This window comes from Sphingomonas ginsenosidivorax (genome assembly GCF_007995065.1).
GTDB classification, from domain to species: Bacteria; Pseudomonadota; Alphaproteobacteria; order Sphingomonadales; family Sphingomonadaceae; genus Sphingomonas; species Sphingomonas ginsenosidivorax.
The window spans coordinates 3,214,443-3,226,526 of record NZ_VOQR01000001.1 but is presented as its reverse complement, the minus strand read 5'-3'; the positions used below and the strand labels follow the sequence as shown (position 1 = coordinate 3,226,526).

At 68.3% G+C, this 12,084-nt stretch carries 14 protein-coding genes; 5 read left to right on the top strand and 9 right to left on the bottom strand.

The window, feature by feature from the left end; all coding sequences use genetic code 11:
- Positions 1–37 precede the first annotated feature (37 nt).
- Together tolB and pal are read left to right on the top strand one after the other, a co-directional pair.
- Complete coding sequence (gene tolB / locus FSB78_RS14605) at positions 38–1,444, top strand: Tol-Pal system beta propeller repeat protein TolB (RefSeq protein ID WP_422396704.1); 1,407 nt, start codon at positions 38–40, stop codon at positions 1,442–1,444.
- 52 nt (positions 1,445–1,496) lie between these two features.
- Complete coding sequence (gene pal, locus FSB78_RS14600; RefSeq protein WP_147083317.1) at positions 1,497–2,018, top strand: peptidoglycan-associated lipoprotein Pal; 522 nt, start codon at positions 1,497–1,499, stop codon at positions 2,016–2,018.
- Positions 2,019–2,110: 92 nt separating this feature from the next.
- Here the strand turns inward: pal and FSB78_RS14595 are convergent, their stop codons facing one another.
- From FSB78_RS14595 to FSB78_RS14580, 4 genes are all read right to left on the bottom strand, one after another.
- Positions 2,111–2,965: a S1/P1 nuclease gene (locus tag FSB78_RS14595; protein WP_147083316.1), complete on the bottom strand. Its 855-nt coding sequence runs from the start codon at positions 2,963–2,965 to the stop codon at positions 2,111–2,113.
- 117 nt (positions 2,966–3,082) lie between these two features.
- On the bottom strand, positions 3,083–3,994 hold the full coding sequence (locus FSB78_RS14590; RefSeq protein ID WP_147083315.1) for an isoaspartyl peptidase/L-asparaginase family protein: 912 nt from the start codon (positions 3,992–3,994) through the stop codon (positions 3,083–3,085).
- Between the two features lie 10 nt (positions 3,995–4,004).
- A complete protein-coding gene (locus FSB78_RS14585; protein ID WP_147083314.1) occupies positions 4,005–5,147 on the bottom strand; it encodes an acyltransferase family protein in 1,143 nt (380 codons plus the stop codon).
- Between the two features lie 47 nt (positions 5,148–5,194).
- Entirely contained in the window at positions 5,195–5,716 is a 522-nt protein-coding gene (locus FSB78_RS14580) for a DUF1993 domain-containing protein (protein WP_147083313.1), read from the bottom strand.
- 125 nt (positions 5,717–5,841) lie between these two features.
- Here FSB78_RS14580 and ispG point away from each other — a divergent pair, with 125 nt between their 5' ends.
- Positions 5,842–6,969: a flavodoxin-dependent (E)-4-hydroxy-3-methylbut-2-enyl-diphosphate synthase gene (gene ispG / locus FSB78_RS14575; protein WP_147083312.1), complete on the top strand. Its 1,128-nt coding sequence runs from the start codon at positions 5,842–5,844 to the stop codon at positions 6,967–6,969.
- Here ispG and FSB78_RS14570 read toward each other — a convergent pair whose 3' ends face one another.
- The 3 genes from FSB78_RS14570 to FSB78_RS14560 form a co-directional block, all read right to left on the bottom strand.
- Positions 6,970–7,176, bottom strand: a complete 207-nt coding sequence (locus FSB78_RS14570) for a hypothetical protein (protein WP_147083311.1) — start codon at positions 7,174–7,176, stop codon at positions 6,970–6,972. It lies immediately after the preceding gene.
- Between the two features lie 220 nt (positions 7,177–7,396).
- Positions 7,397–8,398: a hypothetical protein gene (locus tag FSB78_RS19310; protein WP_199743188.1), complete on the bottom strand. Its 1,002-nt coding sequence runs from the start codon at positions 8,396–8,398 to the stop codon at positions 7,397–7,399.
- A gap of 93 nt (positions 8,399–8,491) precedes the next feature.
- Positions 8,492–8,959, bottom strand: coding sequence for a hypothetical protein (locus tag FSB78_RS14560; protein WP_147083310.1), 468 nt, complete (start codon positions 8,957–8,959; stop codon positions 8,492–8,494).
- Positions 8,960–9,290: 331 nt separating this feature from the next.
- Between FSB78_RS14560 and FSB78_RS14555 the strand changes: the two genes are divergently transcribed.
- Positions 9,291–10,202, top strand: coding sequence for a DMT family transporter (locus FSB78_RS14555; protein ID WP_147083309.1), 912 nt, complete (start codon positions 9,291–9,293; stop codon positions 10,200–10,202).
- Positions 10,199–10,669, top strand: coding sequence for a GNAT family N-acetyltransferase (locus FSB78_RS14550; RefSeq protein ID WP_147083308.1), 471 nt, complete (start codon positions 10,199–10,201; stop codon positions 10,667–10,669). The genes FSB78_RS14555 and FSB78_RS14550 overlap by 4 nt, the downstream gene beginning before the upstream one ends.
- 176 nt (positions 10,670–10,845) lie before the next feature.
- Here the strand turns inward: FSB78_RS14550 and FSB78_RS14545 are convergent, their stop codons facing one another.
- On the bottom strand, positions 10,846–11,499 hold the full coding sequence (locus FSB78_RS14545; RefSeq protein ID WP_147083307.1) for a TIGR02466 family protein: 654 nt from the start codon (positions 11,497–11,499) through the stop codon (positions 10,846–10,848).
- Between the two features lie 4 nt (positions 11,500–11,503).
- Complete coding sequence (gene ppa, locus FSB78_RS14540) at positions 11,504–12,082, bottom strand: inorganic diphosphatase (protein WP_147083306.1); 579 nt, start codon at positions 12,080–12,082, stop codon at positions 11,504–11,506.
- Positions 12,083–12,084 lie beyond the last annotated feature (2 nt).

Here is a 12,084-nt window from a genome sequence, read left to right as displayed (position 1 = left end):
TGACGGGAAGGGGACGAAGCGTGATAAAGGGATGCGTATGAATCATTTCAGTCTGATCGCCGCCCTGTCGGGGCTGGCCCTCACCGCGCCCGCCTTCGCGCAGGACGCCGCCCCGCCGCCGCTCGACCCGCAGGCGGCAGCACCCGCGGCACCCGGGGATTCCGCCGCACTGCAGGGCTCGGCACCGCTCGAAGTGTCGGTCACCGGCGGTATCTCCGCGCCGATGCCGATCGCGATCCCCGCGATGCCGACCGCGGCGGTCGCCTCGACCGCGGCGGGGTCGACCGACGTGCTCGGGCGCCAGCTTTCGGAAATCGTCACCAACGACCTGCGCAACTCCGGGCTGTTCACGCCGCTCAGCCCCGGCCAGCTCCGCCCGATCGCCTTCCCTGAAGTCACCGCGCCGGGGTTCGAGTACTGGGGCGGCACCGGAGCGCAGGCGCTCGTCCAGGGCTTCGTCCGCGCGAACGGCGACGGCAACCTCACCGTCGGCTGCTATCTCTACGACGTCTTCTCGAAGGTCGAGCTGACCCGGCAGGGCTTCGTCGTGCCGCCGTCGGACTGGCGCCGCGCGGGCCACAAATGCGCCGACATGGTCTATACGCGGCTGACCGGCGAAGGCGCGTATTTCGACAGCCGTGTCATCTACGTGTCCGAGACGGGCCCCAAGGGCAAACGCATCAAGCGGCTCGCGATCATGGACCAGGACGGTGCCAACCACCGCTTCCTGACCAACGGCCAGTCGATCGTGCTGACGCCGCGCTTCGCGCCGAACCAGCAGTCGATCGTGTACATGAGCTACGTCAACAACCGCCCGGCGATCTATGTCTACGACATCGGCTCGGGCAAGCAGCGCCTGGTCGTCGCGAATGCCAGCCTGACCTTCGCGCCACGCTTCTCGCCCGATGGCCGCTCGATCCTGTTCTCGATGGCGCAGGCGGGCAACACCGACATCTACCGCGTGTCGTCGCAGGGCGGAGCCCCACAACGCCTGACCAACTCGCCCGGCATCGACACCGGCGGCAGCTATTCGCCCGACGGCAGCCGCATCGTGTTCGAGAGCGACCGTTCGGGCGGCCAGCAGATCTATGTGATGAACGCCGACGGCTCGAACCAGCAGCGCATCAGCTTCGGCGGAGGCCGCTATGCGACCCCGGTCTGGAGCCCGCGCGGCGACCTGATCGCGTTCACCAAGCTCGGTGGCGGGTTCCGCATCGGCATCATGAGCCCGAGCGGCGGCGGCGAGAAGCTGCTGACCGACGACTGGCAGGACGAGGGCCCCAGCTGGTCGCCCAACGGCCGCGTGATCAACTTCTACCGGTCGGGCCGCGGCAGCAGCGGCAAGGCGGATCTCTGGTCGGTCGACCTCACCGGGGTCAACGAACGCAAGATCCCGACCCCGCTCGACGGCTCGGATCCGGCCTGGGGTCCGCTTCGCCCGTAAACCTGCTAAGACGCCCTACGAACGTACCGACATCCACTACGGGAGATCATGAATGTCCAGGTTCACCAACATCTTGCTGGCGGCAACCGCTCTCGTCGCGGTCGCCGGTTGCGCCAAGAAGCGCCCGCCGGTCCTGCCGCCCGCGCCCGCCGATTCCGGCGTCGACCAGGGCAATAGCGGCGCGACCGGTCCGTCGACCGGCGCGATCGTGCCGGGGTCGGACGCCGACTTCCAGCGCTCGGTCCAGTCGAACACGGTCAATTTCGCGCTCGACATGTACGACATCGATTCGACCGCACGTGCGATCCTCGACAGCCAGGCGCAGTGGCTGGCGCGCTACCCGAACGTCCGCGTCACGATCGAAGGCCATGCCGACGAGCGCGGCACGCGCGAATACAACCTCGCCCTCGGCGACCGCCGCGCCAACGCGACCAAGAACTATCTCGCCGCCAAGGGCGTGCCCGCCGAGCGGATGACGACGATCAGCTACGGCAAGGAACGCCCGCTGCGCGTCGGGTCGGACGACCAGAGCTGGGCCGAGAACCGTCGCGCGGTCACGGTCATCCTGAACTAACCGTCACCCTGAACTCGTTTCAGGGTCCACCTCCCCACGGGCGGTATCGTCCTTGGGGAGGTGGATGCTGAAACGAGTTCAGCATGACGACGTTACCCCAGCGCTTCGTCGAGCAGCTTCGCCAGCCGGATCCCCCCGCGGCGGACCTCCTCGCGCGACACCGGCGCCATCTTCTCGATCGTCGCCTCGTCGAGTGCGGCGCGCGCCGGCACCGGGCCACAGCCATCGCCGCCGATCGCCGCCGCATAGGCCGAGTGCGCGATCTCCCAGCTCTCGCGGCTCCAGTCGGTCACCGTGCCCTTGCCGATCCGCGCGCGCTCCGCGGCCGGATAGCGGCGCACCAGGCTCGGCGGCGTCGAGATCGCGCGCTCGGCCAGCGGCCCGTCCCAGATCGAATGGAGGTTGAACCTGGGCGGCGCGTAGATCCCGTAATCCGCCTTCAGGTCGTTGCCGCCCTTGTCGTGGCGGTCGCCGGCGTGCAGCGGCTGGTGCAGGTCGCCGACGAAGTGGATCAGGAACACCAGCGCCTCGACGCGCGCCCTGGCCGGGGTGGCCTTGTCGCGCAGCAGCGTCACGTCGCGCTCGATCTGCGCCGACACGCAATTGCCGTCCTTGCACGCGGGCGTCAGGTCGAACGGCGCGCAGACATCGGCATTCTGGTAATGCCAGCTATAGGCATAGCCGAACCGCGACTTGCCGGCGGCGTCCTTCAGCGGCTTGACGCAGTCCGCCCAGACGCTGGCGTCCTCGATCGTGCCGACGGGGCATTCGGGCGTTTCGAGCAGCGCCTGCTGGCTAAGGATCCGACGGATCGCCGCTCTGGTCCGCGGCGTGACATTGGCCTGCGCGATCTGCGCGACCGTCTGGTGGCCATATTCCCAAAAGGCCCGGGCGGGGCTGGCGGCAACGAGCGCGAGAAGCGCGGCGGGCAGGGCGATCCGAAGCATGGCAGAGGCTCTAGCGCGCTGACATCCCTTCGTCATCCCGGGCTTGTCCCGGGATCCAGGGCCTCACGCGGTATCGTTCGAAACTCTGGATCCCGGGACGAGCCCGGGATGACGGAATCACTCGTCCCCGAAAACCGCCACCGCCCGCGTGCCGCTCGAATCCGCCCGCCCCCGGTTCATCCCCGGAGTCGTGAAATGCCACGCCGCTTCCCCGTCTGCGCCGGCGACGATCACCCCGCCGGTCCCACCCAGCGCCGTGACCTCGCCCATCACCACGCCCGCGGCAGTCGCCACGTCCTCGCCGAGCAACCGCACCCGCGCCGCGATCGCATGCCCCACGCCCACGCGCAGGAAGAATTCGCCCGACCCGGTGCACGACACCGCGCAAACGTCGTCGGCCCAGGTCCCCGCGCCGATCACCGGCGAATCGCCGATCCGGCCCCAGCGCTTGCCGGTCACCCCGCCGGTCGAGGTCGCCGCCGCGACGCGGCCTCCCGCATCGCACGCGACCGCGCCGACCGTGCCGTATTTCATGTCGACGTCGAACGTGTCGCCGCTCGCCTGCAGTTCGGCGAACTGGCGGCGGCGCTCGTCGGTCGCGAACCACGACAGGTCGGCCTGCTCGACGCCCTGTTCGCGCGAGAAACTGTCGGCGCCCGCGCCGGCGAGCAGCACGTGCCGCCCATCCTCCATCACCGCGCGTGCCAGGGCCACCGGGTTGCGCGTCGCGCTGACCTGCGCGACCGCCCCGGCCTTGCGCGTGGCGCCGTCCATGATCGCCGCGTCGAGCTCGATGGTGCCCTCGTGCGTGAACACCGCGCCGCGCCCCGAATTGAAGTGCGGATCGTCCTCCAGCACCTTCACCGCGGCCTCGACCGCGTCGACCGCCGCGCCGCCCGCCGCCAGCACCGCCGACCCCGCGTCGAGCGCGCGATCGAGTCCCGCCCGTGCGCCCTCGTGCTGCGCCGGCGTCAGCGTCTCGGCCGTCAGGCGGCCCGCGCCGCCATGGATCATCAACGTCCAGCTCATTCGGGTCCTTTCAGAGGATGGGAGGCGCGCGACGCAGGTCCGGCCTGAGCCCGATCAGCGCGCGCAGCAAAGGTACCCGCCGTCCGACGCGGTAGAAGACGACGCAGCCGGCCATCGTCGCCGCCAGGATCAGCACGAACTCGACGGCTCCCGGCAAACCCGCGGGCAGCAGCGCGTACATCACCAGCACGATGATCGTCTGGTGCACGATGTAGAAGGGGAACACCGCCTCGGTCAGCATCGGCCGCAGCCGGTGGTCGCGGTTCCAATACACCTCGGCGATCCCGATCAGCGCGACGATCGCGCCCCATTGCTCGAGCGCGTGCGCCGCGCCGTAGGGCGCGTAGGCCCAGCGCGGCGGCCCGTTGCCCCCGGGCCAGAGCTCGACACCGATCACGACGGCATAACCGATCAAGGCGACCGCGCCTGCGACCTTCCACCACCGCACGATCGCCGCCATCGCGGGCTCCGATCGCGCGAGGCCGAAACCGAACAGGAAGGCGGGGAAATAGGTGACGTGCGCGATCCAGTCGCCGAGCAGCGCCTGGCTCTCGCCGACCATGCGGAACCACCAGCCATGGACGAACACCAGCCACAGGGTCGGCAGCACCAGCACCAGCGCGCCGCCGAACACGCGGTCGAACAGCGCCTGCAACCGGTCGCTCCGCACCAGCCCTACGCCGATCGTCAGCGCGACCGTGTAGACCCACAGATAGACGACGAACCACAAATGGTTCCAGGTCGGCAGCATGATCCCGCCGAGCGTGGCGAAGCGGAAATAGTCGCGGCTCCAGAACGTCCAGTAATCGCCCGCATAGCCATGCCTGGTGACCAGCTCGACCCAAGGCTGCGGCGGCACGATCACCGCGATCCCGAACGCCAGCGGCACCAGCAGCCGGATGCAGCGATTGGCGAAGAACCGCCCGACGCTCGGCGACCGCGCCAGCAGCGCGCGGCTCGCATAGCCCGACACCACGAACAACAGGGTCAGCCGCCACGCATTGGTCGCGAGCATCGGCAGCGTCGCCCAGTCCGCGACATGGAGCGACTTCACGTGGAAATTCCACGGCACGAAGACCATGCCGACATGATAGACGATCAGCAGCGCGAACGCGCCGATGCGCAACCAGTCCATGCCGTAATGCCGGGTCATCGCGCGGCCCTAGGGGGCGGCGCGCGCCCTCGCAAGCGCGGGCGCGCCTATGCCTTCATGCGCGGCACGCCCAGGAAGTCGCGCTTGCCGATCGCCATCCCCTGCGCCCGCAGGATCGCATAGGCCGTCGTGGCGTGAAAATAGAAGTTGGGCTGCGAGAACGACAACAGGAAGTTGGCGCCGGTGAACGGCATCGCCATCGTGCCGAACTCGAACTTGGTGTCGCTGTCGGCGAGCGTGTCAAAGTCGTCGCGGTCGATCGCCTCCAGCGTCGCGATCGCGTCGCGCAGCACGCCGTGCAGCCCGGCGAAGTCGGTCGGCCAGGGCGACCGGTCGGGGGAGAAGCTGCCCCCGCGTACGCCCTCGATTCCCCCCACCGAATGCGTCGCACAGGCCTTCAGCTGATAGCCGAACGGCAGCATGTCGTCGGCAAGCCGCGCGTCGATCAACGTTTCGGGCGCGATGCCGCGCTCGGCCGCGAACGCCTCGGCCTTGTCGAGCAACCCGTCCAGCGCGCGCAGGATCTGCAGGTTCGAGGGGATCGTCGCATCGTAGAGGGACAGGGTCATCGCTTGGGCTCCCGGGAGGACGTCTCGTCGCGTCGTTATGCGCGACATCACCGCCGCTCGCCAGCGATGTTCCGTTCGCGGGCCGCAGTCGCTATATGGGGCGCGAACACCCCCGAGGAATCTCCATGTCCCTTCGTCCCTGGCGCGATATCGTCCGCCGCAAGAGCCGTCAGATCATGGTGGGCAACGTCCCCGTCGGCGGCGACGCGCCCGTCACGGTGCAGACGATGACCAACACGCCGACCGACGACGTCAAGGCGACGGTCGACCAGATCCGCCGCTGCGAGGACGCCGGCGTCGACATCATCCGCGTCAGCTGCCCCGACGTCGAATCGACTGCGGCGCTCAAGCAGATCGTCCGCGCTGCCCGCGTGCCGATCGTCGCCGACATCCATTTCCACTACAAGCGCGCACTCGAGGCCGCCGATGCGGGCGCCGCCTGCCTGCGCATCAACCCCGGCAACATCGGCTCGTCCGCCCGCGTGAAGGAAGTCGTCGACGCCGCCAAGGCCAATGGCTGCGCGATCCGCATCGGCGTCAACGGCGGCAGCCTCGAGCGGCATCTGCTCGAAAAGTACGGCGAGCCATGCCCCGACGCGCTGGTCGAATCGGCGATGGACCACATCAAGCTACTGCAGGACCACGACTTCCACGACTTCAAGGTCGCGGTGAAGGCGTCCGACCTGTTCCTCGCGGTCGCCGCCTATCAGCAGCTCGCCGAACAGGTCGATTGCCCGCTGCACCTCGGCATCACCGAAGCCGGCGGGTTCGTCGGCGGCACGGTCAAGTCGGCGATCGGGATGGGCAGCCTGCTCTGGTACGGCATCGGCGACACCATCCGCGTGTCGCTCTCCGCCGAGCCCGAGGACGAGGTCCGCGTCGGGTTCGAGATCCTCAAGGCGCTCGGCATCCGCAACCGCGGCGTCCGCGTGGTCTCGTGCCCCAGCTGCGCGCGCCAGGGCTTCGACGTGATCCGCACCGTCCAGGCGCTCGAGGAGCGCCTCCAGCACATCCGCACCCCGATGAGCCTCAGCGTGCTCGGCTGCGTCGTCAACGGCCCTGGCGAAGCGCGCGAGACCGATATCGGCATCACCGGCGGCGGCGCCGGCAAGCACATGGTCTATCTCGCGGGCGTCACCGATCACCACATCAACGACGCCGACATGGTCGACCACATCGTTCGCCTGGTCGAGGCGAAGGCCGCCGAGATCGAAGCCGCCGACGCCGCGCAACTGGCAGCGGTGGCCGCCTGATCAGTCCCCGGTTCGCGCCCGCCCCGCGGCGCGAACCAGCACCGCGGTCGACAGCAGGATCCCCGACACCAGCGCCCCGACCGACAGGATCCCCCCGCTCGTGATCCTGACCGACGCGGTCAGCCCCGCGCGACGCCCGAACCGGATCGCGGCCTTCGCGCGGTGAACCGGGGCCGGGGGGCGTGCGGACAGGCTCTGTTTCGTCATTCGTCCATCCTCGAAGCTGTACGGCGTTCGGTATACAGCCGCCGCGAATGGCGGACAGCCGTAGGGGGCGTCACCTCGCCCGTCGCCCACCCGTCATCCCGGACTTGATCCGGGATCCAGAGCCACAAGCGTTGCCGCGCGTAACCCTGGATCCTGACGTTTGTCAGGATGACCGAAACTGGTTTGGCACGTTGTCGGGCCAAGCCAGCGTTGGCGATGCCTAGCGTGCTTTGGTCAACGGAATGCGGCTATCCCAGTCATGGCGTTGCCGTTCCTGGTCGGCCAATGGGGGCACGTGGCTTGCCCGACGGACTGTATCCGACAACAAGGCGCGGTTATACGGGTCTTGCGTGAACTGCGTCCCCGGCCGGTTGAACTGCGTGCCGTAGATTTGCGGTTGGCCGATCTGCTGAAGATAGCGATCGAGTGTCGCGGCGGCGATCCACGTCGCATCGCGCCGCCCGCGTGCGATCGCTATGACCGCGAGCGCATGCGCCTTGAGGAAATCGTCTGGCGCATCCCCATGCTGGAAAACATAGGCAGCATGGTAGAAATCGTCGCCGCTGGAGAGCAGTCCCAAGTCGAGCAGCGCCTGCGTACGCCTGCGCCGAACGGTGTCGGCGGGGGAGACCTGTTTCCAGTCGATGCTGGCCGGATCGGCGCGTGCGGCTTGGTCCGCGTCGAATATCCCGGTCATCTCGACATTGGTCGATCTGTTCGTATCCGGGACGTAGCCACGATCGACTTGCCAGGGACCAAATCCTGGCCGCGTTTTCACGCGCGTCAGAATGTAGGGGGTGGTGGCGAACGCGGCCCAGGTCATGCCTGCGGTGGTGGCGTTGACGGTGCGAATGATCAGGCGGTTCGGAGCGCCGCCTGGCCATGGATTATCAAATACCAGTTCGACGCCCTTTGGTACGGCATGCGCCTCGCGTGTCATCTGCCGCTTGGTCGTACTCTCGATCCCGGTAAAGACGTCGCCATCGGTCGTGTAATGTGCCGGCTGGGTCCAAACGCCTCGCCAACCTCGTGCCGTTCGCTGAACCTCGAACAGCATGAGCGTTTTTCCCTCGGCGCGTAGCGCCCAGAGGCCGGCGGGATCGGCGGCGGCCACCGGTGCCGCCAGACAGAAAAGCAGGAGGACGAAAATATGGCGCATCGACGGTCTTCCCATCACGATCGGCATCTTCGCACGTGCGACCAGACATTCAACAGCGAACATCAAGCCGCGCTGAACGGTGCTCGACTGACGGCAGCCTCGGCACGGTGCATCCCGACGACAGGTCCGCAGCCCGCGGTCCGGCCGCCAGCCCCCTCAGTTCAGGACGCCGGCTGCCGCCATCTGCTCATGCTCCTTGTTGATCGCCATCACAGCGACATGGCCGCACTTCATGTGCGGCAGGACGATTTCGCTGCCCTTGGTGTAGCGATGGCCGACGCGGATCGTGTAGCTGCGGAAGATGTAGCTCAGGAAGTTCGGGTAGTAATGCGCCTGATCGATGTCGCGCCACTTCACCCCGGTGACCCCCTTCGCCCAGGGCAGGATGCCTGCCGAGCACCAGATGCCGGTGTCGTCGCGCAGCAACGTCACGCTGTTGACGTAGAGCACGCGGTAGACGAGCCGGGCGAGCGCGGCCAATCCGATGACGATCCCCAGCTTGCCGACGGCAAACCCGACGATCGCGACGAAGCCCCAGCCCAGCACGGGCCTGACATAGGCGGTCCAGGACGATCTGCAGATCACTTCACGGCCAGCATGACCCTGCGACGTATCGACTTCCACGGCCTGTTCCCCCTTGCGCCCGTTTGTGCCACCGTTTCACCGGCCCGCAATGACGAATCGGTTAAAGCCGTCATTTTTCCGTGCCGGAGCAGCGACATACCTTAGCGACCCGGTCGTCGAGCACCAGACTCGCCGGACATCGATTAAGGCTGTCCTACACGCCCACATATTGTCAGACCGCCGCCATGACTTCGCGCACCCCCCTCTTCGCATGCCCGCCGCTGGGTGCGGGAAGGGCGTTGCGGGGGCGACGTAGCGTCAACTTCCTCAACTTCCACCCTAGATCGCGCCGCGAATCGGACTGCGTATCGCCCCGCGAATCGAACACCGCATGACCCGCCCCGCTCCCGCAACCGCCACTGCCCCCGTTACTGCGTTCGCCGTCGCCGCGATCGGTATCGCCAGCTATTCGGCGATGGACGCGCTGGTGAAGGGTCTGTCGATCGCGCACGGCGCGTACAGCGCGGTGCTGTGGCGATCGCTTGCAGGCGTGGTGCTGCTCGCGCCGGTCTTCGTCGTGCGACGCAAGCCGCTGCCGAGCCGCGAGGCGATGATCCTGCACGCCGCGCGCGGGACGGTGGCGGGGGCGTCCGTGCTGCTGTTCTTCTGGGGGCTGGTGCGCGTGTCGATGGCGCAAGGCGTCGCGCTGACCTTCCTCGCGCCGCTGATCGCCTTGTTCCTCGCCGCGGTCGTGCTCGGTGAGACGATCGCGCGCGGTGCGATCCTCGGGTCGCTGGTCGCGAGCCTCGGCGTGCTGCTGATCGCGGGCGGGCAGGTCCAGGCGCATGCGTCGAGCGACGCGGTGATGGGATCGGTCGCGATCGTCGCGGCGTCGGTCCTGTATGCGGGCAGTCTGATCCTGCTCCGGCGCCAGGCGCAACTCGCCGACCCGCTCGAGGTCGCGCTGTTCACCAGCATTGTGCTGTCCGTGCTGCTGCTCGCCGGCGCGCCCTGGTTCGGCGCGGTCGCGCCGGTCGTGCGCCTGCCCGAGATCTTTGGCGCTGCCGCGCTCGGGTCGGTCTCCGCGGTGCTGCTCGCCTGGGCCTATGGCCGTGCCGAAGCGCAGGTGCTGGCGCCGGTCGAATATACCGCGTTCATCTGGTCCGCGATCCTCGGCTGGATCGTGTTCGGCGAGCGCGTCTCGGCCTGGACGATCGGCGGCGCGGTGCTGATCGTCGCTGGATCGCTGGTCGCGCTCCGTGGCAAGACCGTGCCGATCCCCCATACCGAGGCTGCAGCATGATCCGATCCGCCACCCCCGCCGACGTTCCGACGATCCTGCGCTTCGTGCGCGAGCTCGCCGCGTTCGAGCGCGAACCCGATGCGGTCGAGGCGACCGAGCCGATGCTGGCCGATGCGCTGTTCGGCGCGCAGCCCGCGGCCGAGGCGGTGATCGCCGAGACCGCGGAAGGGGCGGTCGGCTTCGCGCTGTTCTTCCACAATTTCTCGACGTGGAAGGGGCGGCGCGGGCTGTATCTTGAGGATCTCTACGTCACGCCGGAGGCACGGGGGCAGGGCGTCGGCGCGGCGTTGCTGCGGCATCTGGCCGGCCTCGCGCTGGATCGCGGCTGTGCGCGGTTCGAATGGTCGGTGCTCGACTGGAACGAAGGCGCGATCCGCTTCTACCGCGCGCTCGGCGCGGTGGGGCAGGAGGCGTGGACGGTTCAGCGCGTCGATGGCGACGCGTTGGTGCGGCTAGCGGGACGGTAACGGGGCGGGTCGAACGCTCGGCATCACGCTCCCACAACCGTCATCCCAGCGAAGGCTGGGATCTCCCGTGGCTAGGACGCAGCAGGAGCCGCGGAAGACCCCAGCCTACGCTGGGGTGACGGGAGTGGTGAAGCGGCAACACTATCGACAGCGAGGGTCCGACTGCCCCCACGACCTCACCCCTTCACGTCGATATTCATCGCGACCGAGATCCGGTTCCCCGTCCCGCCATGCGGCCGCACCCCGTGGCGCAGCCACGCCGGAAACAGCACCAGATCGCCCGCCGCGGTCGTCATCCGGTGCTCGACCGGCTGCGGCTGCCCGTCGATCCCGCGGAGCCGGAACCCCGGCATCCGCATGAACGGGATGGGAAAGCGCGGGTCCTCGAAGAACAGTTCGCCGCCCTCGGATCCCGGCTCGCCCATGTCGACATGATAGACCGCGGCCCACAAGACGCCCGGATGCGCATGGCTCATGTTGAGCGCGCCGGGGGGCGAGACGTTCGCCCACATCTTCACGGTCCATTCGAGCGACGCGGGGTCTCGCCCCTCGAAATGTGAACAGCGCCTGGCCATCTTGACCGCGGTGTCGGCGAGCGCGGCGGCGGCGGGGCCGCCCCAGTCGAGCATGTCGGTCGCCGAATGCCACCCGCCGATGTTCGAGCGCGACAGGCTCGGCACGCTGGCATGCCGCGCGCGAATGCTGTCACTCAGCGCCGCGGTCAGCGCGGCGGCATCGGCCAGCCGTCCGTGCAGGATCGGCGTCTCGAACAGTCCGACCTGTTCCGCGCGGACGCGGATGCCGTCGAACGATCGAGACGCCGTCGTCACCGGGTCAGCGCCCGGCTGCGTCGTCCGCGTTCATCGGTTCCTTGCCCTTGGCCTTCTCGGCCTCGTAGCGCTCGATCGCCTCGATCGTGACGCGCTTGGCCTCGTCGGCGTCGCCCCACTTGCCGACGCGGACCCACTTCTTCTTCTCGAGGTCCTTATAGTGGGTGAAGAAATGCTCGATCTGCTCGAACACGATCTCGGGCATGTCGCCGCGCTCGCCGATGTTGGCGTAGTAGGGGAACACCGCGTCGACCGGCACGCAGACCAGCTTCTCGTCGCCGCCGGCCTCGTCCTCGAGGTTGAGCACCGCGATCGGGCGTGCGCGCACGACGCAGCCCGGGATGAACGGCGAGCGCGCGATCACCAGTGCGTCGAGCGGATCGCCATCGGGGCTCAGCGTGTGCGGTACGAAGCCGTAATTGGCGGGGTAGCGCATCGGCGTGTGCAGGATGCGGTCGACGAACAGCGCGCCGCTCGCCTTGTCGAACTCGTACTTCACCGGTTCGCCGCCGGTCGGAACCTCGATGATGACGTTCAGGTCTTCGGGCGGATTCTTGCCCGTCGGGATCAGGTCGATACGCATTT

Excerpts from the sequence above, each read along its gene's own strand:
- FSB78_RS19310 (WP_199743188.1), bottom strand. The coding sequence starts at position 8,398 with ATGTTCGCTGTTGAATGTCTGGTCGCACGTGCGAAGATGCCGATCGTG.
- FSB78_RS14555 (WP_147083309.1), top strand. The coding sequence starts at position 9,291 with ATGACCCGCCCCGCTCCCGCAACCGCCACTGCCCCCGTTACTGCGTTC.
- FSB78_RS14595 (WP_147083316.1), bottom strand. The coding sequence starts at position 2,965 with ATGCTTCGGATCGCCCTGCCCGCCGCGCTTCTCGCGCTCGTTGCCGCC.
- FSB78_RS14590 (WP_147083315.1), bottom strand. The coding sequence starts at position 3,994 with ATGAGCTGGACGTTGATGATCCATGGCGGCGCGGGCCGCCTGACGGCC.
- tolB (WP_422396704.1), top strand. The coding sequence starts at position 38 with ATGAATCATTTCAGTCTGATCGCCGCCCTGTCGGGGCTGGCCCTCACC.
- ppa (WP_147083306.1), bottom strand. The coding sequence starts at position 12,082 with ATGCGTATCGACCTGATCCCGACGGGCAAGAATCCGCCCGAAGACCTG.
- FSB78_RS14585 (WP_147083314.1), bottom strand. The coding sequence starts at position 5,147 with ATGACCCGGCATTACGGCATGGACTGGTTGCGCATCGGCGCGTTCGCG.
- FSB78_RS14550 (WP_147083308.1), top strand. The coding sequence starts at position 10,199 with ATGATCCGATCCGCCACCCCCGCCGACGTTCCGACGATCCTGCGCTTC.
- FSB78_RS14580 (WP_147083313.1), bottom strand. The coding sequence starts at position 5,716 with ATGACCCTGTCCCTCTACGATGCGACGATCCCCTCGAACCTGCAGATC.
- FSB78_RS14570 (WP_147083311.1), bottom strand. The coding sequence starts at position 7,176 with ATGACGAAACAGAGCCTGTCCGCACGCCCCCCGGCCCCGGTTCACCGC.
- ispG (WP_147083312.1), top strand. The coding sequence starts at position 5,842 with ATGTCCCTTCGTCCCTGGCGCGATATCGTCCGCCGCAAGAGCCGTCAG.
- pal (WP_147083317.1), top strand. The coding sequence starts at position 1,497 with ATGTCCAGGTTCACCAACATCTTGCTGGCGGCAACCGCTCTCGTCGCG.